We start from the raw sequence: 22,349 nt of genomic DNA, 5'->3' as shown, positions 1-22,349 counted from the left end.
CCGCACCGCACCGCCCCAAGCCCCTCGCTACTCCCCCGGCCACTCAGGCGCCCTCTTCTCGTTGAACGCCCGCACCCCCTCCGCGCGGTCGCCCGAGAACGCCACCGACCTCCACGCCGCGTCCTCGACCTCGAGTCCCGCCCTCAGGTCCAGCCCGTGTCCCAGCCGCAGCGCCTTCTTCGCTGCCCGCAGGCCGACCGGCGAGTTCGCGGCCATCCGCGCTCCCAGCGCCAGCGCCTCCTCCCGGTCCCGCCCCTCCTCGACGAGCACGTCCACGAGCCCCAGCTCCCGGGCCTCGCCCGCCTCCACCCGCCGAGCCGTGAAGACGAGCTCCGCCGCGCGGGCGGCCCCCACCCGGCGCGGCAGCAGCTGCGTGCCGCCGCCGCCCGGGATCACCCCGACCGACACCTCGGGCAGCCCCACCACGGCCGTGGCGTCGGCCACGATCACATCGCAGGACAGGGCCAGCTCGAAGCCACCGCCCAGCGCGAAGCCGTGCACCGCGGCGATCGTCGGGACCGGCAGCTCCAGCACGCCGGTGTACGCCCCCCGCGCCACCGGTCGCTGCCGCACCAGGTCCGCGTCGGTGAAGGAGTTCCGCTCCTTCAGGTCCGCCCCGACGCAGAACGCCCGCTCGTGCGTCGACGTCAGCACCACGACCCGTGCGTCCTTGTCGCCCCCCAGCGCCGTGCACGCGGCGCCCAGCGAGCGGGCCATCTCCGTGGACACGGCGTTCATGGCCTTCGGCCGGTCGAGGGCGAGTTCCGCGACGTGTCCGTGCCGCCGCACCAGCACGAACTCCCCGAACCGTTCCTCGCTCATGACACCCTCCGGTTAACGCGGGTTAACAACGTCCGCCCCGATCATCGCAGCCGGGACCGCGCGGCGAAAGAGCGGACCGCCGCACGCTTCCCGCGCCCCGCCCGGCACCCCGTTCGAGTGACATCCCGCCTGATCCGGGCCCCCTCCCTCAAGGGAGCGCATAGCGTGCGCTCGCCGCAGCGCGCGGGGGCGCGAGCGCACGGGGAGGATCGCGATGACGATGACGACGGACACACCGACGAGACAGGCGAGACCGGAGACAGTCGACCCGGCGGAAGGTCCCGAGGCCGTGCCGATCCGCCTCTTCGGTCCTCGCCTCCCGCGTGGCCGGCACCGTCGCCCCCGCCCGCGCAAAGTCCTGCTGGCCGCCGGCGGACTCGCGCTGGCCGCCGGAGCCCTGAGCCTCGTACGGCTGGCGTCCGAGCCCGGACTCGGCGGTGGTCTCGGCATCGGCGGCACGGAGGCCGAGCCCCGCCTCGACGACCCGGACACCGGGCCGGAGCGGGCGACCAACGCCGCCGCGACCGTCGGCTCGGCCCCGACGCCGGGCCCGTCGGAGACGGCCGCGCTGGGCGGGGTGAGCGCGGCCCCGACAGCGGCCGGCATCGTCGTACCGCTGCCGTCCGCGACGACCTGGACCCCGGCGCCGGCGGACGCCCCGCCGGCCCTGGCCACGACCCTCCCCGACGCCCCGAACACCCCGGCACCCACGACCACACCCCCCGCCCCGGCCCCGAGCCCTCCGGCCCCTCAGCCGACCCCCGCGCCGACCCCACCGCAGAACACCCCGCCCCCCGCGCCACAGCAGCCCGCCGGCGTATGCGTCCCCGTCATCGGCCTGTGCGTGGGCCCGCTGGGCCGCTGAACACCGCCCCAGCCCCCTCGGGCCCGCCCGCCCTGCCGCTACGCCGGACCGCCACCCCGCCGGGTCAGCAGCCACGGCTCGACCACGCCGAGGCCGCGCACCGGGCGCTGCCACATCGGCTGGAGCGCGAAGCGGTACACCGGCGGCTCCTCGCCCTCCTTCTCGGCGGTGGCCGCGGCCTCGGCGGCGGCCGCCTCGGAGGCGGGGGCCTCGGTGGTGCGGATCAGCTCCTCGGCGAAGGCGGCGTCGACGAGGACGGCGTCGCGGGGAGCTATCGAGGTCAGCCGGGAGGCGAGGTTCACCGTCGTACCGAAGACATCGCCCATACGGGTGGTCACCGTGCCGAAGGCGATGCCGACGCGCAGCTCCGGCATGGTCTCGTCGTTCGCCATGGTCTCGATGAGCCGCAGCGCGATCTCCGCGGCGACGCCCGCGTCGTCGGCGGCGTAGAGCACCTCGTCGCCGAGGGTCTTGATGAGCCGGCCGCCGTTCGCGGCGACCAGGTCGGCGGCGGTGGTCTCGAAGGCCTCGACGAGTTCGCCGAGTTCCTCCTCCTCCATCCGCCGGGTGAGCCGGGTGAACCCGACGAGGTCGGCGAAGCCGACGGCGAGCCGCCGGTCCACCATCTCGTCGTCGTCGGCGGCCTGCACGACCCGCCCCGCGGAGGCGGCGAGCTGCCGGCGCCAGACGTAGACGAGGAACTCCTCCAGCTCGGGCAGGAGCAGCTCGATGATCGGGTACGTCACCTCGGTACGGGTCATGCCGGGCTCGGGCGGCTCGGTCAGCCCTTCCAGGAAGGAGTCGATCTGCCACTCGGCGAGCCGGGCGGTCGTCTGCCCGGTCGACCTGGCCACCTGCACGGCCATCGCCTCGCTCAACAGCCCCGCCTCGACCAGACCGGCCAGGCGCCGCAGCGCGAGTACGTCCGCCTCGGTGAAGGCCCTGGCCTGTCCGACGTCCGCGAAGCCCATGGCCCGCCAGAAACGGGTGGCCAGCTCCATCGAGACACCGGCGGTACGGGCCGCCTGGAAGGGCGTGTAGCGCCGCTCGGCGCCGAGGATCAGCGCCTCCAGACGCACGGCCAGCGGGTGCGGATCGTCTCCGCTGGCGGCGGCGTTCGAGTCCGCGCCGGAACCCGTGTCGTCGACGGTCACGCCTGCTGCCCTTCCGATCTGTCACGGTCAGGTATCGACCGGCCTTCACTTTACGGCAGGTGTGCCGTAGCTCACTCCGCTCGGGGCGGAGAGTGGGGGTACCCCCGGGCGGGCGCGGATCACGCCGGGCGCAGATGGACGATGTCCCCCGCCCCCACCGGTTCCTGCACGCCCTCCTCGGTGGCGATCACCAGGCGGCCGTCGCCGTCCACCGCGACCGCCTCCCCGGTGATCGACCGATCACCCGGAAGCTCGGCCCGTACCGTTCGTCCCAGCGTCGCGCAGCCCGCCGCGTACGTCTCCTGGAGGCCGCTCGCCGCCGGGTCGCCGCCCGCCGCGCGCCAGCGGCCGTACCACTCCTCCAGGGACCGCAGGACCGCCCGCAGCAGCGGGTCCCGGTCCGTGGTGATCGCGCCGGCCAGCAGCAGCGAGCCCGCCTGCGGGACGGGCAGTTCGTCCGCGCGGAGGCTGACGTTGATGCCGACGCCGACCACGACCCCGTCCCGGCCCGCGCGCTCGGCGAGGATGCCGCCGGCCTTGCGTTCCTCGCCGTCGACGGTGATCAGCAGGTCGTTGGGCCACTTGAGTGCCGTGTCGATGCCCGCGGCGCGGGACAGGCCGGTCGCGACGGCCACGCCGGTCAGCAGCGGCAGCCAGCCCCAGCGGGCGACCGGCACCTCGGCGGGCTTGAGCAGGACGGAGAAGAACAGGCCCGAGCGGGCCGGTGCCGTCCACTGCCGGTCCAGACGGCCCCGCCCGGCGGTCTGCTCCTCGGCGACGAGGACCGCGCCCTCGTCGGCCTCGCCCTTGGCGGCGAGCGCGACCAGGTCGTTGTTGGTGGAGCCGGTGCGCGGCACGACCTCCACGTCGCAGTACAGGCCGGCGTGCCCGCCGTCCCGCACGAGTCCGCGGCGCAGCGCGGTGCCGTTGAGGGGCGGACGGTCGAGGTCGGACCAGCGGCTGTCGTCTGAGGCATCTCGCGGCGTCATGCAAGCCACCCTAGGTGTGTGAAACGCCGCACTGCTGATCGGTAGCGCCAGCACTACTCTACGGATGAGTAACCGTCCCCCCTTTTGAGCAGGCAGGGAGCCGAGAGCGACGATGTCCGAGCCGGAAGAGATCGACATCCACACCACCGCGGGCAAGCTCGCGGATCTCCAGCGCCGCGTCCAGGAGGCGACGCACGCCGGCTCCGAACGTGCTGTGGAGAAGCAGCACGCCAAGGGCAAGTTGACGGCCCGTGAGCGGATCGAGCTGCTCCTCGACGAGGGTTCCTTCGTGGAGTTGGACGAGTTCGCCCGGCACCGCTCCACCAACTTCGGCCTGGAGAGCAACCGCCCGTACGGCGACGGGGTCGTCACCGGGTACGGCACGGTGGACGGCCGCCCCGTCGCCGTGTTCTCGCAGGACTTCACCGTCTTCGGCGGGGCGCTGGGCGAGGTCTACGGCCAGAAGATCGTCAAGGTCATGGACTTCGCGCTGAAGACCGGCTGCCCGGTCATCGGCATCAACGACTCCGGCGGCGCCCGCATCCAGGAGGGGGTCGCCTCCCTCGGCGCGTACGGCGAGATCTTCCGCCGCAACACCCATGCGTCCGGGGTCATCCCGCAGATCAGCCTGGTCGTCGGGCCGTGCGCGGGCGGCGCCGTGTACTCCCCCGCCATCACCGACTTCACGGTGATGGTCGACCAGACCTCGCACATGTTCATCACCGGCCCGGACGTCATCAAGACGGTCACCGGTGAGGACGTCGGCTTCGAGGAACTGGGCGGCGCCCGCACCCACAACTCGGTGTCCGGCGTGGCGCACCACATGGCCGGGGACGAGAAGGACGCCATCGAGTACGTCAAGCAGCTGCTGTCGTACCTGCCGTCCAACAACCTCTCCGAGGCGCCGGTGTTCCCGGAGGAGGCGGACCTCGACCTCACCGACGAGGACCGCGAGCTGGACACGCTCGTCCCGGACAGCGCGAACCAGCCGTACGACATGCACACGGTGATCGAGCACGTCCTGGACGACGCCGAGTTCTTCGAGACGCAGCCGCTGTTCGCGCCGAACATCCTCACCGGCTTCGGCCGCGTGGAGGGCGCCCCGGTCGGCATCGTCGCCAACCAGCCGATGCAGTTCGCCGGTTGCCTCGACATCACCGCGTCCGAGAAGGCGGCGCGCTTCGTGCGCACCTGCGACGCCTTCAACATCCCGGTCATCACCTTCGTGGACGTGCCCGGGTTCCTCCCGGGCGTGGACCAGGAGCACGACGGCATCATCCGCCGCGGCGCCAAGCTGATCTACGCCTACGCGGAGGCGACGGTCCCGCTGATCACCGTCATCACCCGCAAGGCCTTCGGCGGGGCCTACGACGTCATGGGCTCCAAGCACCTGGGCGCCGACCTCAACCTGGCCTGGCCGACCGCCCAGATCGCCGTCATGGGCGCCCAGGGCGCGGTCAACATCCTGCACCGGCGCACCATCGCCGAGGCGGAGGCGAACGGGGAGGATCTGGAGGCGGTGCGCGCCCGGCTGATCCAGGAGTACGAGGACGCCCTCCTCAACCCCTACGTCGCGGCCGAGCGCGGTTACGTGGACGCGGTGATCATGCCGTCCGACACGCGCCGCCAGGTCGTCCGCGGTCTGCGCCAGCTGCGGACCAAGCGGGAGTCCCTGCCCCCGAAGAAGCACGGCAACATCCCCCTCTAGGAGCCGTCATGAACATCAAGGTGGTCCGTGGCAACCCGACCCCGGAGGAGCTGGCCGCCGCCCTGGCGGTGGTCAGGGCCCGCGCCGCGGCGGCAGCGGACCTGCCGTCCGGCGCCCCCGAACAGCGGGACGGGTGGTCGGACCCGTCCCGCATCGCGACCCGCAGGCTGCCCCAGCCGGGGCCGGGCACCTGGGCTCGCAGCTACTGGCCGAGCTAGCCGGAGCGCCTCACGGGGGCGCGGGGAGCCACGCGACCGGCCCCCGCGCCCCGCAGCCCGGCGCGACCGGCCCCGCGCCCCGCAGTCCGCGCGACGCGACCGGCCCCGCGCCCCCGCGGTCAGAGAACGCGTGTCACGGCCTCCGCCATCACCGCGTACCCCTTGTCGTCGGGGTGCAGGTGATCACCGGAGTCGTACGCCGGGTGCAGCCGGTCCGGGTCCGCCGGATCGGCCATCACCCGGTGCAGGTCCACCACCGCGTCGAACTCCCCCGCGCCCCTGATCCACTCGTTCACCTCACGGCTCACCACGGCCGCGTGCTCGCCCCAGTGGTCCGAGCCGCCGAACGGCAGCAAGGTGGCGCCGACGGTCCTCAGGTCGCCCGCCTGCCGTATCAACTCCCGGTACCCGGCAATCAGTTCCCCGGCCTCCACCACCGGCGCGGGCTTGTACGTCGGCTGCTCGTCCGTCTCGCTGAACCCGATGTCGTTGAGCCCGAGCAGCACGACGACCGTGTCCACCCCGGCCTGGCCGAGCACGTCCCGCCCGAAGCGTCCGACGCCTCTCTCCCCGTACCACGCGGAGTCGTTGAGCAGCAGGTTCCCGCCGATCCCGGCGTTCAGCACGGGCCGTCCGGTGAGCCGGGCCAGCGCGTCGGACCACCGGCGGTCCGCGCCCGGCGTGGAGCCGAACCCGTCGGTGAGGGAGTCCCCGAAGAGCGCGATCCCGTCGCGGCGGCCGCCGTCGGTCTCGACCGCGCTCAGGAAGTACCAGGACTCGCTGACCGCGTCGAAGCCCTCCCCGCTCCCGTCCGCCAGCAGGTCGCCCTGGCCGCGGTGGCTGGTGGTGAAGGCCTGCGCGTGGAAGGTGGCGGGCCCGGTCGCCGCGTCGAAGTACAGGGTGACGGTCAGCGACTGCCCGGCCGCGACGGTGAGCGGGACGGCGTCGCTGACGACCTCGCCCCGCGCGGGCATCTCGACCGCGGGGCGGCCCGCGAAGGTCACCCGCCGGCCCTCGACGCCGGCCCCCGCGACCCGCACCGGCGACGTGCCGTACGCGTTGGACAGCCGGATCCGCACCCGCTCCCCGGCCCCGCTCAGCCGCACGACCTGCCGCACCGACTGCCGCCAGAAGCCCTCCCGCGACCAGTTGGGCGTGAATCCCTCGCTCGGTGCCTGCGGTGACGCGGTCCAGACGGTGGTGAACATGGCAGCACGCCCTTCCAAATGGGACCAGGGTTCCTTTAACAGCAGACAGACTAACGGAACTCCAGACCCTTTTGGCGAAGTTGAGTACGCGTACTCAGGCGCCCCCCCGAGCCCTCGACGCACGCTGGAGGAATGCTGTGGTCCGACCCCGAGAACGAACCGCCCGAGGAACTGCGCGAGATGCAGGAGATGTTGCGCAGACTGGGGTTCTTCCTGGCGTTGGCCATGGTGCTCGCGATGATCGTGCTCGGCCTCGGCTGACGGACGCCGATACCCTGAGCCCATGACTGATCAGCCGCGCCGCCGACTCGTCCTCGCCTCGCAGTCCCCCGCCCGGCTCAACCTGCTGCGGCAGGCCGGACTGGCCCCCGAGGTGATCGTGAGCGGGGTCGACGAGGACGCCGTCCATGCCCCGACCCCCGCCGAGCTGGCGCTCGCCCTGGCCGAGGCGAAGGCCTCCGTGGTCTCCGCGCGGCCCGAGGTCAAGGGCGCGCTGGTGATCGGCTGCGACTCGGTCCTCGACCTGGACGGCGAGGCCCTCGGCAAGCCCGCCGACCGCGAGGAGGCCACCGCCCGCTGGAAGGCCATGCGCGGTCGCGCCGGCACCCTCCAGACCGGGCACTGCGTCCACGACACCGTCAGCGGACGGTACGTCTCCGCCGTCGCCTCCACCGTCGTCCGCTTCGGCGAGCCGACCGACGGCGAGATCGCCGCGTACGTCGCCTCCGGCGAACCTCTTTACGTCGCCGGGGCGTTCACCCTGGACGGCCGCTCGGCGCCGTTCATCGAGGGCATCGACGGCGACCACGGCAACGTGATCGGCATCAGCCTGCCCCTGGTACGGAAGCTGCTGGCCGAACTGGGCGTCGGGATCACGGAGTTGTGGGCGCCGGCGCAGGCGTGACGGGGCTCGCGCCGTCCCCCTCGGGGTCCTTCGGCCCGGCGTCCCGGGGCGCCGTGAGGGCGGGCTCCTGGGGACGGTCGTAGGTCATCAGCAGCAGCACGATCAGGCCGAGCACGACCACCATGAACACGAACTCGGGCCGGCCCAGCAGTCCCCACGCGAACGCGCCCAGCAGGGCGTGCACCACGGCCGCGCTGATCAGCAGGACCCTGCCGAGCCCGGCCGGCGGACGGTCGCGCAGCGCCACCAGCAGCGCGACCAGGCCGCACAGCGCGAAGTACAGGCCGAAGACGATGCCGCCGATCTTCGACGACAGCGACATCACGTCCGGGTCCATCCCCGCCAGGGACATGTCCTGCCGGTCCATGACGACGCCCATGAACCACTGCACCGCCGCGATGCCCAGGCCCTCGACGAAGAGCACGACCGCAACGACCCACGCCACCGGTCTGCGCACCACCGGCCCCCACCCACTCTCAAGCCGAGCTCTCGTTACCCCAAGTACGTTGGATACACGCGAACGCTACTAACGGGTAAACCGCGGGACAAGGGTTCGACGGAGGGCAAAGAATCATTGGGCCATTCGTAGGGACTCCACAAAGAAAGAGAGTGGTCCGCAGCACGCACTCACAGAGACCTTGACCACAGAGGAGGGCTAGGGTTTCCGGGAGGAGTCCTGCGTACCGAGGTGCGACAAGGGATTTCGCGGGTCGAGCGAGCCTCGAATCACGCTCCGTGTGGGCAAGCTCACCATTGGGGACGGGTCGAAGTGCCGTGTCGGCAGTCCCTAAACTCGGCTTGTTTCAAGGAGGGAGCCTCAATCGTGCGCAAGGTGCTCATCGCCAACCGTGGCGAAATCGCTGTCCGCGTGGCCCGGGCCTGCCGGGATGCCGGTATCGCCAGCGTGGCCGTCTACGCGGAACCGGACCGGGACGCTCTGCATGTCCGCGCCGCGGATGAGGCGTTCGCCCTGGGCGGTGACACCCCGGCCACCAGCTATCTGGACATCGAGAAGGTCCTGAACGCGGCGCGTGAGTCGGGCGCTGACGCCATCCACCCGGGGTACGGCTTCCTGTCGGAGAACGCCGACTTCGCCCAGGCCGTCCTGGACGCGGACCTGATCTGGATCGGGCCGCCCCCGCAGGCCATCCGCGACCTGGGTGACAAGGTGGCCGCCCGGCACATCGCGCAGCGCGCGGGTGCCCCGCTGGTCGCCGGCACGCCGGACCCGGTCTCCGGCGCGGAGGAGGTCGTCGCCTTCGCCGAGGAGCACGGGCTGCCCATCGCCATCAAGGCCGCCTTCGGTGGCGGCGGCCGCGGTCTGAAGGTCGCCCGCACCCTCGAAGAGGTGCCGGAGCTGTACGACTCGGCGGTCCGTGAGGCCGTCGCCGCGTTCGGTCGGGGCGAGTGCTTCGTCGAGCGCTACCTGGACAAGCCGCGGCACGTGGAGACCCAGTGCCTGGCCGACCAGCACGGCAACGTCGTGGTCGTCTCCACCCGTGACTGCTCCCTCCAGCGCCGCCACCAGAAGCTGGTCGAGGAGGCCCCGGCGCCGTTCCTGTCCGAGGCGCAGGTCGCGGAGCTGTACGCCTCCTCGAAGGCCATCCTCAAGGAGGCCGGCTATGTCGGCGCCGGCACCGTGGAGTTCCTCGTCGGCGTCGACGGGACGATCTCCTTCCTGGAGGTCAACACCCGGCTCCAGGTGGAGCACCCGGTGACCGAGGAGGTCGCGGGCATCGACCTGGTGCGCGAGATGTTCCGCATCGCCGACGGCGAGGAGCTCGGCTACGGCGACCCGGAGCTGCGCGGCCACTCCTTCGAGTTCCGCATCAACGGCGAGGACCCGGGCCGCAACTTCCTGCCCGCCCCCGGCACCGTCACCAGCTTCGCCCCGCCGTCCGGCCCGGGTGTCCGCCTGGACGCGGGCGTCGAGTCCGGCAGCGTGATCGGCCCGGCGTGGGACTCGCTCCTCGCCAAGCTGATCGTCACCGGCGCCACCCGTGAGCAGGCCCTCCAGCGGGCTGCGCGCGCCCTGGAGGAGTTCCAGGTCGAGGGCATGGCGACGGCCATCCCGTTCCACCGCGCGGTCGTCAAGGACCCGGCGTTCGCGCCGGAGCTGACCGGCAGCCAGGACCCGTTCACGGTCCACACGCGCTGGATCGAGACCGAGTTCGTCAACGAGATCAAGCCCTTCGCGGCCCCGGCGGACACCGACGCCGAGGACGAGACGGGCCGCGAGACGGTCGTCGTCGAGGTCGGCGGCAAGCGCCTCGAGGTCTCCCTGCCGTCCTCCCTCGGCATGTCGCTGGCCCGCACCGGGCTCGCGGCGGGCGCCAAGCCCAAGCGGCGCGCCGCCAAGAAGTCCGGCCCCGCCGCCTCCGGCGACACCCTCGCCTCCCCGATGCAGGGCACGATCGTCAAGATCGCCGTCGAGGAGGGCCAGGAGGTCAAGGAGGGCGACCTGGTCGTCGTCCTGGAGGCCATGAAGATGGAGCAGCCGCTCAACGCCCACAAGTCCGGCACCATCAAGGGCCTGTCCGCGGAGATCGGCTCCTCGATCACCTCGGGCGCGGCGATCTGCGAGATCAAGGACTGAGGGACCGCCCCTCCCGACAGCAGTACAGCGGTACGACATCCCGGAGCGCCCGGCGGACTGGACCACCAGCCGCCGGGCGCTCCGGCCTTCCCGGTCCCCGCTCCCCCGCTCCCCGAGACGGCCCGGACAGCCCGCTCACGCGGGGTGCGATGGCATCCTGGAGGCGCCCGGGCGGTGCGAGAGAACAGGTGGGAGCCATGGGGAACCAGGAGGCCACGGCGACGGCCGTACCGGCGCGTGCGATGCGCGCGGACGCCCGCCGCAACCACGAGCGCCTTCTCGCCGAGGCCCGCACGGCCTTCGCCGCCCATGGCGCCGAGGCGTCCCTGGAGGACGTGGCGCGCCGCGCGGGCGTGGGCATCGGCACCCTCTACCGCCACTTCCCCAACCGTGACGCCCTGTTGAGCGCGGTCTTCGAGGACGCGGTGAACGACCTGCTGGCCCGCTCCCGGGACCTCCTGACCGACCCGAACCCGTGCACGGCACTGGTGACCTGGCTGCGCGAGATGGTCGCCCAGGCAGGCGAGTACCGGGGCCTGGCCCGCGCGCTGATGTCCGTGTCGTCCGACGGCACCTCGGCTCTCGCCCGGTGCAGCGACCCGATCCGGCAGGCGGGCGGCGCCCTGCTGGCCCGGGCGCAGCGGGCGGGCGCGGTGCGCGAGGACGTGGCGATCGGCGACCTTCTCCAGCTGACGCATGCCATCGCGCTGGCGGCGGAGGAGACGCCGAAGGACCCGGACCTGGCGGACAGACTGCTGCTGCTGACCCTGCGCGGACTCACCCCGGGACACGGGGACCCACGCGACCAGCCCAAGGCCCTGTAAGCAGCCTCTGCCAAGCGGCCGCCCTCCGGGCGACGAGACCACTTTCACCACACGCCCTAGCCGTCGGCACGCGCAGCGCCACCCACCCCCACGCCGCCCCGGCGAGCAGCCGAACCCGTCCTACCGTCGCCGCATGTCGGCGACCCGCGCAGCCCGCTCAGGACCCGGCGGCGTCTCCCCGAGCACCGTGGCGGCCCTCAGGCCGGACGGGGCCCCTCGACGCGGCCCCGGGAGGCCGACGTCCCGCCGGGGCTGGCGCGGGGGGACGGAATCACCCCCCGCGTTTCCCGAGCCCCCGGCGACGGCGATCTGCACACCCTGGTCGGCGAGCGCCTGCAACTCCGTGCCCGCGCGGTCGTCGTGGGCCGGCGGCTCGTCGGTCACCAGCCGGGTGATCACATCGGTCGGCACGGTCTGGAACATCGTGTCCGTACCGAGCTTGGTGTGATCGGCGAGGACGACGACCTCCGCGGCGGCCTGCACCAGCGCCCGGTCGACGGAGGCCGACAGCATGTTGGACGTGGACAGCCCGCGCTCGGCGGTGAGACCGCTGCCGGACAGGAAGGCCCGCGAGACCCGCAGCCCCTGGAGGGACTGCTCGGCGCCGGAACCCACCAGGGCGTAGTTGGAACCGCGCAGCGTGCCGCCGGTCATCACGACTTCCACCCGGTTGGCATGGGCCAACGCCTGAGCCACCAAAAGGGAGTTGGTGACGACGGTCAGCCCGGGTACGCGAGCGAGCCGGCGGGCCAGCTCCTGTGTCGTCGTACCCGCCCCGACCACGATGGCTTCGCCTTCTTCGACGAAGTTCGCGGCGAGGTCGGCGATGGCCGTCTTCTCGGCGGTCGCGAGATGGGATTTCTGCGGAAAGCCGGACTCCCGCGTGAGGCCGCCCGGCAATACCGCACCGCCATGTCGGCGGTCGAGGAGTCCTTCTGCCTCCAGTGCGCGCACGTCCCGCCGTACGGTCACTTCGGAGGTCTGGACGACGCGGGCGAGTTCACGGAGCGACACGGCCCCGTTCGCTCGCACCATTTCGAGGATCAATTGGCGACGTTCTGCAGCGAACACGAAACTGACAGTAACCCCAACGACCGTCTGCTTTCAGCAGTATGCGCCGAATAACAGAAGTTGTTCGCACAGAAGGGTCGCAAGTGGTATAGGGCTTACGCCGCCCGACTATGCCGCACGAATGGTCGACAACTCCCTGTGACCAGGGGGGAGTCGGTTCAGGCCGTCAGCTCGCGCCCATCTCCTTACGGGTGTGGAGCTGTCGGGCCACCTCGGCGATCGACCCCGAAAGGGAGGGATACACGGTGAAGGCGTTCGCGATCTGTTCGACGGTCAGGTTGTTGTCGACCGCGATCGAGATCGGGTGGATCAGTTCCGAGGCGCGCGGCGCGACGACCACACCGCCGACCACGATCCCGGTGCCCGGGCGGCAGAAGATCTTGACGAAGCCGTCGCGGATGCCCTGCATCTTGGCGCGCGGGTTGCGCAGCAGCGGGAGCTTGACGGACCGGGCGTCGATCTTGCCCCCGTCCACGTCCGCCTGCGTGTAGCCGACGGTGGCGATCTCGGGGTCGGTGAAGACGTTGGAGGAGACCGTCTTGAGGTTGAGCGGGGCCACCGCGTCGCCGAGGAAGTGGTACATGGCGATGCGGCCCTGCATGGCGGCCACGGACGCGAGGGCGAAGACCCCGGTCACGTCACCGGCGGCGTAGACACCGGGAGCCGTCGTCCTGGACACCTTGTCGGTCCAGATGTGCCCGGAGTCGCGCAGCCGGACACCGGCCTCCTCCAGACCCAGGCCCGCGCTGTTGGGGATGGCGCCGACGGCCATGAGGCAGTGGGAGCCGGTGATGACGCGGCCGTCGGAGAGGGTGACCTCGACGCGGTCGCCCACCCGTTTGGCGGCGGCGGCGCGGGAGCGGGCCATGACGTTCATGCCGCGGCGGCGGAAGACGTCCTCCAGGACGGCGGCGGCGTCCGGGTCCTCCCCGGGCAGCACCCGGTCCCGCGACGAGACCAGCGTCACCTTGGAGCCGAGCGCCTGGTAGGCACCGGCGAACTCGGCACCGGTGACACCGGAACCGACCACGATGAGCTCTTCGGGCAGCTCGGTCAGGTCGTAGACCTGGGTCCAGTTGAGGATGCGCTCGCCGTCGGGCTGGGCGTCGGGCAGCTCACGGGGGTGGCCGCCGGTCGCGATGAGGACGGCGTCGGCGGTGAGGGTCTCCTCGGTGCCGTCCGCGGCGGTGACGACGACCTTGCGGGAGCCGTCGAGGGACTGCATGCCGTCGAGACGGCCGCGGCCGCGCAGCACGCGGGCGCCGGCGCGGGTGACCGAGGCGGTGATGTCGTGGGACTGCGCGAGCGCGAGCCGCTTCACCCGCCGGTTGACCTTCCCGAGGTCCACGCCGACCACCCGGGCGGCCTGCTCCAGGGGAGGGGTGTCGTCGGCGACGATGATGCCGAGCTCTTCGTACGACGAATCGAAGGTCGTCATGACCTCGGCCGTAGCGATAAGGGTCTTCGACGGCACGCAGTCGGTCAGCACCGACGCCCCGCCCAGACCGTCGCAGTCGACGACGGTCACCTCCGCGCCGAGCTGCGCCGCTACCAGCGCAGCTTCGTATCCGCCGGGTCCGCCACCGATGATCACGATCCGAGTCACGTACTCCATTGTCCCGCACGCCTCAAGGTGCTACTGCCCGGGGGCGGCGGGACGGGCCATCTTGTTACCTACGGGACGGGCGGGTCGACCGTTTCGACTGCCGTACCCTCTCCCCATGTCGCTCTACGCCGCGTACGCCGGCAACCTCGACGCGCGGCTGATGACCCGCCGCGCACCGCACTCGCCGCTGCGCGCGACCGGCTGGCTGAACGGATGGCGGCTGACCTTCGGCGGCGAGCAGATGGGCTGGGAGGGCGCGCTCGCGACCCTGGTCGAGGACCCCGAGTCGCAGGTCTTCGTGGCGCTGTACGACCTGGCGCCCCTGGACGAGGAGTCGATGGACCGCTGGGAGGGCGTCGGCCTCGGCATCTACCGCCGGATGCGGGTCCGGGTGCACACCCTGGAGAGCGAGGAGTCGGCGTGGGTGTACGTCCTCGACGCGTACGAGGGCGGCCTGCCCTCCGCGCGGTACCTCGGCGAGATCGCGGACGCGGCCGAGTCGGCGGGCGCGCCCCACGACTATGTGATGGAACTCCGCAAGCGACCGTGCTGACGCGGACGTCACACCGTTCGTCGGAAACGACAAGACAACGATCGGCAACCCGTTCGCTCTGTCATCTACGCGCGTAGGCGGAAACCGGCTACGCTCATCCGCGTGAACGCATCTCTTCTTCCGGACGACATCCAGGGCGACCCGCACGCCGCCGCCGACGCCGCCGCCGCGCGCCTGCGCGAACTGACCGGCGCCGAGACCCACGACGTCGCCCTGGTGATGGGCTCCGGCTGGGCGCCGGCCGTGGACGCGCTCGGCGCTCCCGACGCCGAGTTCCAGGTCACCGAGCTGCCCGGCTTCCCGCCGCCGGCGGTCGAGGGCCACGGCGGCAAGATCCGCTCGTACCAGATCGGCGAGAAGCGGGCCCTGGTCTTCCTGGGCCGCACGCACTACTACGAGGGCCGCGGGGTGGCCGCGGTCGCGCACGGCGTCCGTACGGCGGTCGCGGCCGGCTGCAAGACGATCGTCCTCACCAACGGCTGCGGCGGCCTGCGCGAGGGCATGCGCCCCGGCCAGCCCGTCCTGATCAGCGACCACATCAACCTCACGGCGACCTCCCCGATCATCGGCGCGAACTTCGTCGACCTGACCGACCTCTACTCCCCCCGCCTGCGCGCCCTGTGCAAGGAGATCGACCCCACGCTGGAGGAGGGCGTCTACGCCCAGTTCCCCGGCCCGCACTACGAGACCCCGGCCGAGATCCGCATGGCCCGCGTTATCGGCGCGGACCTCGTGGGCATGTCGACGGTCCTGGAAGCGATCGCCGCCCGCGAGGCAGGCGCGGAGATCCTCGGCATCTCCCTGGTGACCAACCTCGCCGCAGGCATGACGGGCGAGCCCCTGAACCACGAGGAGGTCCTCCAGGCAGGCCGCGACTCGGCGACCCGCATGGGCGCGCTACTGGCCCAGGTACTGGGCCGCATCTGAGAGCCGTACGGCGGCTGCGGCCCGGCGGGGGCTGATCGCGCAGTTCCCCGCGCCCCTGGGTTGCAGTGGACCTGCGCCACGACGGGACCGTCAGCCGCCGCGCCCGCCCCCACGAACCGTTGGCCGCCGACGGCGCGCAGGGGACGGGGTGGGGGGTGCCCGCCCGCAGCGGCCGGCGTCAGTCACCGAGCACAACGCAACCCACCGAGCCGCCGGCCCGAGGACGGACACCCCCCACCCCGGCCCCGACCCGAAACGCGCCCGCACGCGCTGCACAAGCCCCCACCGACCCGCAACGGGCCGCCGCAGGCACCCAGGGGCGCGGGGAACTGCGCAAGAACGCCCGCCCCCACCGACCCGCACACAGAACCGCAAACCCGCCGGAGGCAACCGTGCACGACGATCTCACCGCCCGGGCCACAACCTGGCTCACCGAGGACCCCGACCCGGACACCCGCGCCGAGCTCGCCGCCCTCATCGAGGCCGGAGACGTCACCGAACTGGAAGCCCGCTTCGCCGGCACCCTCCAGTTCGGCACAGCAGGCCTCCGCGGCGAACTGGGCGCAGGCCCGATGCGCATGAACCGCGCGGTCGTGATCCGCGCCGCCGCCGGCCTGGCCGCGTACCTCAAGAAGCAGGGCAGCACGGACAGCCTCGTGGTCATCGGCTACGACGCCCGCCACAAGTCGGAGGACTTCGCCCGGGACACCGCGGCCGTGATGACCGGCGCGGGCCTCACCGCGGCGGTCCTCCCCCGCCCCCTCCCCACCCCCGTCCTGGCGTACGCCATAAGGCACCTCGGCGCGGTCGCCGGCGTGGAGGTCACCGCCAGCCACAACCCGCCCCGGGACAACGGCTACAAGGTCTACCTCGGCGACGGCTCCCAGATCGTCCCGCCCGCGGACGCGGAGATCGCGGCCGAGATCGACGCCGTGGGGTCCCTGGCCGACGTGCCCCGCCCGGACTCCGGCTGGCAGACCCTCGACGACGCCGTCCTGGACGCCTACCTGGCCCGCACGGACGCGGTGCTGACCGCCGGCTCCCCCCGCACCGCCCGCACCGTCTACACGGCGATGCACGGCGTCGGCAAGGACACCCTCCTCGCGGCCTTCGCCCGAGCCGGTTTCCCCGCCCCGGAACTCGTCGCCGAACAGGCCGAGCCCGACCCGGACTTCCCGACCGTCGCCTTCCCCAACCCGGAGGAGCCCGGCGCGATGCACCTGGCCTTCGCGAAGGCCGCCGAGACGGACCCGGACCTGATCATCGCGAACGACCCCGACGCGGACCGCTGCGCGGTGGCGGTCAAGGAGGACGGCGCCTGGCGCATGCTGAGGGGCGACGAGGTGGGCGCCCTCCTCGCCGCCCACCTGGTCCGCCGCGGAGCGCAGGGCACCTTCGCCGAGTCGATCGTCTCCTCCTCCCTGCTCGGCCGGATCGCCGAGAAGGCCGGTCTGCCCTACGAGGAGACCCTCACCGGCTTCAAGTGGATCGCCCGCGTCGACGGTCTGCGCTACGGCTACGAGGAGGCCCTCGGCTACTGCGTGGACCCGGAGGGCGTCCGGGACAAGGACGGCATCACCGCCGCCCTGCTGGTCACGGAGCTGGCGTCGGAGCTGAAGGAGGAGGGCCGTACGCTGCTCGACCTCCTCGACGACCTGGCCGTGGAGCACGGGCTGCACGCCACCGACCAGCTCTCGGTCCGGGTGCAGGACCTCTCGGTCATCGCCGACGCCATGCGGCGCCTGCGCGAGCGGCCGCCGACGGAGCTGGCGGGTCTGGCCGTCGCCCGGGCGGAGGACCTGACCCGGGGCACGGACAGGCTGCCGCCCACGGACGGCCTGCGGTACACCCTGGACGGCGCCCGCGTCATCGTCCGGCCCAGCGGCACCGAGCCCAAGCTCAAGTGCTACCTGGAGGTCGTGGTCCCGGTCCAGGACCACGCCGAGCTGCCCGCGGCCCGCGCGAAGGCGACGGAGCTGCTGGCGGCGATCAAGCGGGACCTGTCCGCGGCGGCCGGCATCTGAGCCACGCCGCGCCGCGGCATCCGACCCACCCGTTGGGGCGTCCTGACCGACCAGGGCGCCCCAACGGGTGATTTCGCGACGCCGACTGACGCGCGCTCCCCGCCCGGGCGCCCACCCCGGGAATGGTGGACGGGCACCCGTCCGCCGAGCCCCGGAGCCGCCCCGTGTCCTCGACCGCCCCCAAGACCGCGCCCGGCGGCGGCATCCCGGGCAGCCGGCGCCCCGAGTCCGTGCCCCGCCGCCATCCCGTCGCCGTCGCCCTGCGCCGCGCGGCCCCGGCGCTCGGCGCCTTTCTCGCCGTACGCCTGGCCGGTCTGCTGTTCCTCGCGCTGTGGGCCCATCACCAGGATCACGGGGTGTGGCCGATCCTGGCGCGGCAGTGGGACGCGAAGTGGTACCTCGGCATCGCGGACCACGGCTATGCCCGGCGTGTCGGCTCCGAGGGAAGCAATCTGGCGTTCTTCCCGCTCCACCCGGTCCTGGTCAAGGTGGTCGCGGCCGTCACCCCCGGCACCCGGGCCACCACCGGGCTCTGTCTCGCCGTGGCCGCCTCCTTCGCCGCGGCCTGGGGTGTCTTCGCGGTGGGCGACCGTCTGCACGGCCGCCGGGTGGGGGTCCTGCTGACCATCCTGTGGGCCGCGTACCCGGTCGGCCTGGTGCAGTGGATGGGCTACACCGAGTCCCTGTTCACCGCGTGCGCGGCCTGGTCGCTGTACGCCGTGCTGGGCCGCCGGTGGCTGTGGGCGGCGGCGCTGGCCGTGCTCGCGGGGCTGACGCGGCCGACCGGTGTCGCGGTGGCCGCCGCGGTCACCGTGACGGCGCTGCTCTCCCTGCGCCGCGGTTTCTCGGCACGTGCCCTGTCGGCCGCCCTGCTCGCGCCGCTGGGCTGGTGCGGGTTCCTGGCCTGGGTGGGGTGGCGGGTGGGCCGTTGGGACGGCTACTTCGCCGAGCAGCGGCTGTGGAGCAACGAGATGGACGGCGGCCTGCGGACCCTGCGCGAGATCCGCCAGCTGCTGGTGCGGGACGCCACCCCGCATCTGTTCCTGGTGCTGGTGACGGCGGTGCTGATCGCCTCGGTGGCGCTCTTCGCCCTGTCGGTGCGCGACCGCCAGCCACTTCCCCTGCTGGTGTTCACGGGCGTCCTGCTGGTCATCGTCCTGACCAGCGGCGGTGTCTACTTCCCGCGCGCCCGCTACCTCCTGCCCGCCTTCCCCCTGTTGCTCCCCCTCGCGCTCCGCCTGGCCCACGCTCCCCGCCGCCACCGCGTCCTGGCGCTGTCGACCGCGGTGGCGGGCTCGGTGTACTGGGGCGCGCACATGGTCCTGGTGTGGACGGGGGCGCCGTGACGGCCGCGTGCTACGGGATCAGCACCAACGCCGCCGCGAAGACGACTCCCAGGGCCACGGCGAGGGGCCACTGGGGGCGCCCGCGTTCCCGCCCGCTCGCCGCGACCGTGGGTCGCAGTGCCGGGTCCTGCCCCATCGCGGTGATCTCGGCGGCGGCGCGCTCGTAGGGGTGGGTCCAGCCCAGCCGCCGTTCCAGCCGGGGCCAGCGGGGGCTGCGGACCGTCCAGGTGGGGAAGGCCGCCCGGTGGCTGCCGAGCGTGAGCTCGGTGCCCTTGCAGCGGGTCACGCGCAGGTGGTCCCAGGCGATGTGGTGGGTGCGGCGGAAGCCGTTGCACCACAGGCCCTCGCTGTCGGCGGTGACGGTCCAGGCGAGCTTGCGCGGGAGCAGCAGGGCTCCGCCGAGCGCCACGAGACCGCCGAGGACGTAGCGCCAGAACCAGCCGGTCTCGTCCAGGGTGACGTGGCCGAACCACAGGACCAGGACCAGGGCCGTCAGCCGTTCGAGCCAGCCGGCGTGCCAGCGCCGCACGGTTCCCGAGCCGAGCTGGGCGACCGCCTCCTCGGCGGCCCGGCGGCCCAGCTCCCGGTACACCGCCTTGCGGGTCCCCGCCCGCTTCTCGTCCACGATGCGGTCGCGTCCGAACCGGTCCGACAGGGGCCGCACGGGCCCCTGCGACCGCTCGACCAGCGGCGGCTCGCCGGGCTCCTCGTCGGCGCTGACGAGAAGGATCTCGGCGCCGTCGTACGGAGCGCCGTACAGGACGGCCTCGCGCAGGGGGCCGGGCTCCTCCTCGTCGATCCGGTCGAGGGCCTCCCGCATCTCCGCCTCGGCCGCCTCCTCGTCGAAGCCGTCGTCCGCTTCCTCGAAGAAGGGTTCGCCCTCGTCCTCGGGCTCCGACATCGAGACGGTGAACAGGGGGCGCAGCGCGCCCAGGTCGTCGGCCGCGTAGACCTCGGTGTCCACGTCGGCGTTCTCCCGTACGAGCACGCGCAGGACGGGGGCGGGTGCGCCGCGCAGGACGGCGGCGCGGCGGCGGCCGAGGAGGCCGGAGAGGACGGCGGTGAGGCCGAGCCCGGTCACGTAGAGGCCCGCCGCCACGAGCACGTGGTCGTCCCCGGGCCCGAACGTGGCGACCCCCGCGGCACCGGTCGCCGTCACGGCCAGCCCGAACCAGGCCAGGAGTTTGCCCCGCCGGAACGTCTTGCCCTCGTCCGGCGGTACGGCCGTCGCCCCGCCGGCCGCCGCCAGGGCCGCCGCCCGCTGCCGTCCGCGCGCGACGAGCCGGAGCATGGCGAGCGCCCAGGCCAGCAGCAGGAACGCGAGCACGGGCAGGGTCACCGGCCACGGCAGTGGCTGCTGGGCGGGGCCCACGAAGAGCAGGACCGGCACCGAGACCCGTACGACCTCGGGCCGTACCGCCAGCCAGATCGCGTGGAGCGCGACGACGGCCGCAGCCCATGGACGCAGGTCGGTCGCCAGCGCCAGGGCGCCGGAGCCGAGCAGACCGGCCGGCACCACCCCGACGAGGACGCCCATGCCGAGGCGCACCGGCACCCACCGGGCCGGCAGTGCCTGCGTCCACCGCCGGGTCTGCTCCCCGTCCCAGGGGAGGCAGCCGTCGGGTATCGCGGAGGCGGGCAGCGGCAGCGGCCGCTGGAGGTTCGTGCTCATCGGTTTCCCAGACACTCGGACCACACGGGTGGTTGCGGTCCCCGGGTCCGCTGCCGGGCGGCACGCCGAGGTGAGGCCGCATCCTCACCCCGGAAGCCGTGAAAGCACAGACGGCTCAGCCTGTTGCGATCAAGATCACCAGGAGTACCGCTCCCGCGACCACCGGCGCGAAGATCTCGTACGCCCAGCGCACGGTGACCTCGCCCTGGGCGCTCTCGGCCGTCCCGCGTGTCTCCATGAGCTCGCGCAGGTCGTCCATGATCTTGTCGGTCTCGGCCCGGACCGGCCCGGTGTCGGGCGCGGGGGCGGCGCCACCGCCGCCGAAGCCGAGTCGCAACCCGGTACCGCCGCCGCGCTCGATGCGCGCGTCCTTGCGCGCCGCCCTCTTGCGGGCGCGCAGCGACACCGGGACGGCCCAGAGCTGGAACTTGGTCCCGGACTCGGCGACGACCTCGTTGGAGTAACCGGAGCGCAGCGCGGCGACCTGGCCCCAGGGCAGCACGATCACGCGGAACGGGTTGCGGATGCGCAGCCGGTCCTCGCCCGCGTAGACGGCCGGCCGTACCGTGAAGGCGACGATCAGCGGGATCACGAGGATCATCGAGGCGAGCGCCAGCCAGGGGGTGCGGTCCTCGCCCTGGACCAGGGCGTCGATGCCGAGCCAGAGGGAGATGGCGAGCAGCAGGACGCCTCCGGCGATGCCGGCGGGCGACCGGTAGATCCGGTCCTTGGACTCGGGTGCCGGAGGCTGCGGCGCTGGTGACTCGTGGTCCGGGGTCGTCATGGTGCCGATTCTCCACGACGGTGCCGCCGGCGCTCGTACGCGGTCCCCGCGTCAGGGACGAGCGTCCGGGGGTGTACAGCCGCTACGCGCGTAGATATGCTCGTCTGGTGACCATGCCCACCACTGCATCTCCCGCACACCCGCTTACGGATGTCACCGCGTCCGACAGCACGCTGCGTCGCTTCCTGCACGGGCTGCCCGGCGTCGACGCGGTCGGCCTGGAGGCGCGCGCCGCCTCCCTCGGCACCCGTTCCATCAAGACGACCGCCAAGGCGTACGCCATCGACCTCGCCATCTCGATGGTCGACCTGACGACGCTGGAAGGCGCGGACACCCCGGGCAAGGTCCGGGCGCTCGGCGCCAAGGCGGTCCACCCCGACCCGACCGACCGCACGACCCCGGCCACGGCCGCCGTCTGCGTCTATCCCGACATGGTGGCCGCCGCCAAGGAGGCCGTCACCGGCTCCTCGGTGAAGGTCGCCTCGGTGGCCACCGCCTTCCCCGCGGGCCGCGCCGCGCTGCCGGTGAAGCTCGCCGACGTCCACGACGCCGTGGCCGCGGGCGCCGACGAGATCGACATGGTCATCGACCGCGGGGCGTTCCTCGCGGGCCACTACCTGAAGGTCCACGACGAGATCGTCGCCGTGAAGGAGGCCTGCGGGACCAGCGCCCGGCTCAAGGTCATCTTCGAGACCGGTGAGCTCTCGACGTACGACAACATCCGCCGCGCGAGCTGGCTCGGCATGCTGGCCGGCGCGGACTTCATCAAGACCTCCACCGGCAAGGTCGCGGTCAACGCCACCCCCGCCAACACCCTGCTGATGCTGGAGGCGGTGCGCGACTTCCGCGCCCAGACCGGTGTCCAGGTCGGTGTGAAGCCGGCCGGCGGCATCCGCACCACCAAGGACGCCGTCAAGTTCCTCGTGCTGGTCAACGAGACCGTGGGCGAGGACTGGCTGGACAACCACTGGTTCCGCTTCGGCGCCTCCTCGCTCCTGAACGACCTGCTGATGCAGCGTCAGAAGCTGGCCACCGGCCGTTACTCCGGCCCCGACTACGTGACGGTGGACTGATCCAC

General features: G+C 72.8%; 21 protein-coding genes. 12 read left to right on the top strand and 9 right to left on the bottom strand.

The annotated features are described in order from the left end of the window. Nucleotides 1-27: 27 nt before the first annotated feature. Entirely contained in the window at nucleotides 28-822 is a 795-nt protein-coding gene (locus ACH41F_RS36170) for an enoyl-CoA hydratase/isomerase family protein (RefSeq protein WP_398839329.1), read from the bottom strand. A gap of 214 nt (nucleotides 823-1,036) precedes the next feature. On the opposite strand from ACH41F_RS36170, the gene ACH41F_RS36165 reads away from it, so the two are divergent. Continuing rightward, nucleotides 1,037-1,687 carry a hypothetical protein gene (locus ACH41F_RS36165; RefSeq protein ID WP_398839327.1) on the top strand — a complete coding sequence of 217 codons (651 nt, stop codon included), beginning with the start codon at nucleotides 1,037-1,039 and terminating at the stop codon, nucleotides 1,685-1,687. A 38-nt stretch (nucleotides 1,688-1,725) separates the two neighbouring features. Here the strand turns inward: ACH41F_RS36165 and ACH41F_RS36160 are convergent, their stop codons facing one another. After that, entirely contained in the window at nucleotides 1,726-2,841 is a 1,116-nt protein-coding gene (locus ACH41F_RS36160) for an adenylate/guanylate cyclase domain-containing protein (RefSeq protein WP_391234817.1), read from the bottom strand. 119 nt (nucleotides 2,842-2,960) lie between these two features. Next, nucleotides 2,961-3,830, bottom strand: coding sequence for a biotin--[acetyl-CoA-carboxylase] ligase (locus tag ACH41F_RS36155; protein ID WP_391234815.1), 870 nt, complete (start codon nucleotides 3,828-3,830; stop codon nucleotides 2,961-2,963). A 112-nt stretch (nucleotides 3,831-3,942) separates the two neighbouring features. Here ACH41F_RS36155 and ACH41F_RS36150 point away from each other — a divergent pair, with 112 nt between their 5' ends. Next, nucleotides 3,943-5,538, top strand: a complete 1,596-nt coding sequence (locus tag ACH41F_RS36150; RefSeq protein WP_391234813.1) for a carboxyl transferase domain-containing protein — start codon at nucleotides 3,943-3,945, stop codon at nucleotides 5,536-5,538. Nucleotides 5,539-5,546: 8 nt separating this feature from the next. Continuing rightward, on the top strand, nucleotides 5,547-5,756 hold the full coding sequence (locus ACH41F_RS36145) for an acyl-CoA carboxylase epsilon subunit (protein WP_391234811.1): 210 nt from the start codon (nucleotides 5,547-5,549) through the stop codon (nucleotides 5,754-5,756). 119 nt (nucleotides 5,757-5,875) lie between these two features. On the opposite strand, the gene ACH41F_RS36140 is transcribed toward ACH41F_RS36145, so the two are convergent. Beyond that, nucleotides 5,876-6,964, bottom strand: a complete 1,089-nt coding sequence (locus ACH41F_RS36140) for an SGNH/GDSL hydrolase family protein (protein WP_398839324.1) — start codon at nucleotides 6,962-6,964, stop codon at nucleotides 5,876-5,878. A 132-nt stretch (nucleotides 6,965-7,096) separates the two neighbouring features. Between ACH41F_RS36140 and mmpB the strand changes: the two genes are divergently transcribed. Further along, nucleotides 7,097-7,225 carry a morphogenic membrane protein MmpB gene (gene mmpB / locus ACH41F_RS36135; protein WP_391234807.1) on the top strand — a complete coding sequence of 43 codons (129 nt, stop codon included), beginning with the start codon at nucleotides 7,097-7,099 and terminating at the stop codon, nucleotides 7,223-7,225. Nucleotides 7,226-7,247: 22 nt separating this feature from the next. Further along, nucleotides 7,248-7,868 (top strand): Maf family nucleotide pyrophosphatase, encoded by a 621-nt coding sequence (locus ACH41F_RS36130; RefSeq protein WP_391234805.1) that lies wholly within the window; start codon nucleotides 7,248-7,250, stop codon nucleotides 7,866-7,868. Here ACH41F_RS36130 and ACH41F_RS36125 read toward each other — a convergent pair. Beyond that, nucleotides 7,837-8,313: a hypothetical protein gene (locus ACH41F_RS36125; protein WP_391234803.1), complete on the bottom strand. Its 477-nt coding sequence runs from the start codon at nucleotides 8,311-8,313 to the stop codon at nucleotides 7,837-7,839. The genes ACH41F_RS36130 and ACH41F_RS36125 overlap by 32 nt on opposite strands. 378 nt (nucleotides 8,314-8,691) lie before the next feature. Here ACH41F_RS36125 and ACH41F_RS36120 point away from each other — a divergent pair, with 378 nt between their 5' ends. Together ACH41F_RS36120 and ACH41F_RS36115 are read left to right on the top strand one after the other, a co-directional pair. Then, nucleotides 8,692-10,464, top strand: coding sequence for a biotin carboxylase N-terminal domain-containing protein (locus ACH41F_RS36120; protein ID WP_391234801.1), 1,773 nt, complete (start codon nucleotides 8,692-8,694; stop codon nucleotides 10,462-10,464). Between the two features lie 242 nt (nucleotides 10,465-10,706). Further along, nucleotides 10,707-11,288 (top strand): TetR family transcriptional regulator, encoded by a 582-nt coding sequence (locus tag ACH41F_RS36115; protein WP_391234985.1) that lies wholly within the window; start codon nucleotides 10,707-10,709, stop codon nucleotides 11,286-11,288. Nucleotides 11,289-11,408: 120 nt separating this feature from the next. Here the strand turns inward: ACH41F_RS36115 and ACH41F_RS36110 are convergent, their stop codons facing one another. Both ACH41F_RS36110 and ACH41F_RS36105 read right to left on the bottom strand, forming a co-directional pair. Further along, entirely contained in the window at nucleotides 11,409-12,335 is a 927-nt protein-coding gene (locus tag ACH41F_RS36110; protein WP_391234983.1) for a DeoR family transcriptional regulator, read from the bottom strand. 190 nt (nucleotides 12,336-12,525) lie between these two features. After that, complete coding sequence (locus ACH41F_RS36105) at nucleotides 12,526-13,974, bottom strand: NAD(P)H-quinone dehydrogenase (protein WP_391234799.1); 1,449 nt, start codon at nucleotides 13,972-13,974, stop codon at nucleotides 12,526-12,528. A gap of 106 nt (nucleotides 13,975-14,080) precedes the next feature. Between ACH41F_RS36105 and ACH41F_RS36100 the strand changes: the two genes are divergently transcribed. The 4 genes from ACH41F_RS36100 to ACH41F_RS36085 all read left to right on the top strand — a co-directional run bounded on the left by ACH41F_RS36100 (nucleotide 14,081) and on the right by ACH41F_RS36085 (nucleotide 18,815). Then, nucleotides 14,081-14,518, top strand: a complete 438-nt coding sequence (locus tag ACH41F_RS36100; RefSeq protein WP_391234797.1) for a gamma-glutamylcyclotransferase — start codon at nucleotides 14,081-14,083, stop codon at nucleotides 14,516-14,518. A 102-nt stretch (nucleotides 14,519-14,620) separates the two neighbouring features. Then, the gene (locus tag ACH41F_RS36095; protein ID WP_391234795.1) at nucleotides 14,621-15,445 is read left to right on the top strand and encodes a purine-nucleoside phosphorylase; all 825 of its coding nucleotides are present in this window, start codon (nucleotides 14,621-14,623) and stop codon (nucleotides 15,443-15,445) included. A 392-nt stretch (nucleotides 15,446-15,837) separates the two neighbouring features. Further along, complete coding sequence (locus ACH41F_RS36090; protein WP_398839320.1) at nucleotides 15,838-17,469, top strand: phospho-sugar mutase; 1,632 nt, start codon at nucleotides 15,838-15,840, stop codon at nucleotides 17,467-17,469. Nucleotides 17,470-17,633: 164 nt separating this feature from the next. Continuing rightward, nucleotides 17,634-18,815, top strand: a complete 1,182-nt coding sequence (locus ACH41F_RS36085) for a hypothetical protein (RefSeq protein WP_398839318.1) — start codon at nucleotides 17,634-17,636, stop codon at nucleotides 18,813-18,815. Nucleotides 18,816-18,825: 10 nt separating this feature from the next. On the opposite strand, the gene ACH41F_RS36080 is transcribed toward ACH41F_RS36085, so the two are convergent. Together ACH41F_RS36080 and ACH41F_RS36075 are read right to left on the bottom strand one after the other, a co-directional pair. After that, entirely contained in the window at nucleotides 18,826-20,487 is a 1,662-nt protein-coding gene (locus ACH41F_RS36080) for a hypothetical protein (protein ID WP_398839316.1), read from the bottom strand. Nucleotides 20,488-20,602: 115 nt separating this feature from the next. Then, nucleotides 20,603-21,271 (bottom strand): PH domain-containing protein, encoded by a 669-nt coding sequence (locus ACH41F_RS36075; RefSeq protein ID WP_398839314.1) that lies wholly within the window; start codon nucleotides 21,269-21,271, stop codon nucleotides 20,603-20,605. A 107-nt stretch (nucleotides 21,272-21,378) separates the two neighbouring features. Between ACH41F_RS36075 and deoC the strand changes: the two genes are divergently transcribed. Further along, a complete protein-coding gene (gene deoC, locus ACH41F_RS36070) occupies nucleotides 21,379-22,344 on the top strand; it encodes a deoxyribose-phosphate aldolase (RefSeq protein ID WP_398839313.1) in 966 nt (321 codons plus the stop codon). The last annotated feature ends 5 nt before the right edge of the window (nucleotides 22,345-22,349 follow it).

This window comes from Streptomyces sp. NPDC020489 (assembly GCF_044386545.1).
Lineage (GTDB): Bacteria > Actinomycetota > Actinomycetes > Streptomycetales > Streptomycetaceae > Streptomyces.
This window is presented reverse-complemented; position numbering and strand designations above follow the sequence as displayed.

Bases quoted from the DNA above. Each gene is read 5' to 3' on its own strand.
- mmpB (WP_391234807.1), top strand. From the start codon at position 7,097: ATGCTGTGGTCCGACCCCGAGAACGAACCGCCCGAGGAACTGCGCGAG.
- ACH41F_RS36165 (WP_398839327.1), top strand. From the start codon at position 1,037: ATGACGATGACGACGGACACACCGACGAGACAGGCGAGACCGGAGACA.
- ACH41F_RS36170 (WP_398839329.1), bottom strand. From the start codon at position 822: ATGAGCGAGGAACGGTTCGGGGAGTTCGTGCTGGTGCGGCGGCACGGA.
- ACH41F_RS36115 (WP_391234985.1), top strand. From the start codon at position 10,707: ATGCGCGCGGACGCCCGCCGCAACCACGAGCGCCTTCTCGCCGAGGCC.
- ACH41F_RS36155 (WP_391234815.1), bottom strand. From the start codon at position 3,830: ATGACGCCGCGAGATGCCTCAGACGACAGCCGCTGGTCCGACCTCGAC.
- ACH41F_RS36140 (WP_398839324.1), bottom strand. From the start codon at position 6,964: ATGTTCACCACCGTCTGGACCGCGTCACCGCAGGCACCGAGCGAGGGA.
- ACH41F_RS36130 (WP_391234805.1), top strand. From the start codon at position 7,248: ATGACTGATCAGCCGCGCCGCCGACTCGTCCTCGCCTCGCAGTCCCCC.
- ACH41F_RS36105 (WP_391234799.1), bottom strand. From the start codon at position 13,974: ATGGAGTACGTGACTCGGATCGTGATCATCGGTGGCGGACCCGGCGGA.
- ACH41F_RS36145 (WP_391234811.1), top strand. From the start codon at position 5,547: ATGAACATCAAGGTGGTCCGTGGCAACCCGACCCCGGAGGAGCTGGCC.
- ACH41F_RS36150 (WP_391234813.1), top strand. From the start codon at position 3,943: ATGTCCGAGCCGGAAGAGATCGACATCCACACCACCGCGGGCAAGCTC.
- ACH41F_RS36075 (WP_398839314.1), bottom strand. From the start codon at position 21,271: ATGACGACCCCGGACCACGAGTCACCAGCGCCGCAGCCTCCGGCACCC.
- ACH41F_RS36080 (WP_398839316.1), bottom strand. From the start codon at position 20,487: ATGAGCACGAACCTCCAGCGGCCGCTGCCGCTGCCCGCCTCCGCGATA.
- ACH41F_RS36100 (WP_391234797.1), top strand. From the start codon at position 14,081: ATGTCGCTCTACGCCGCGTACGCCGGCAACCTCGACGCGCGGCTGATG.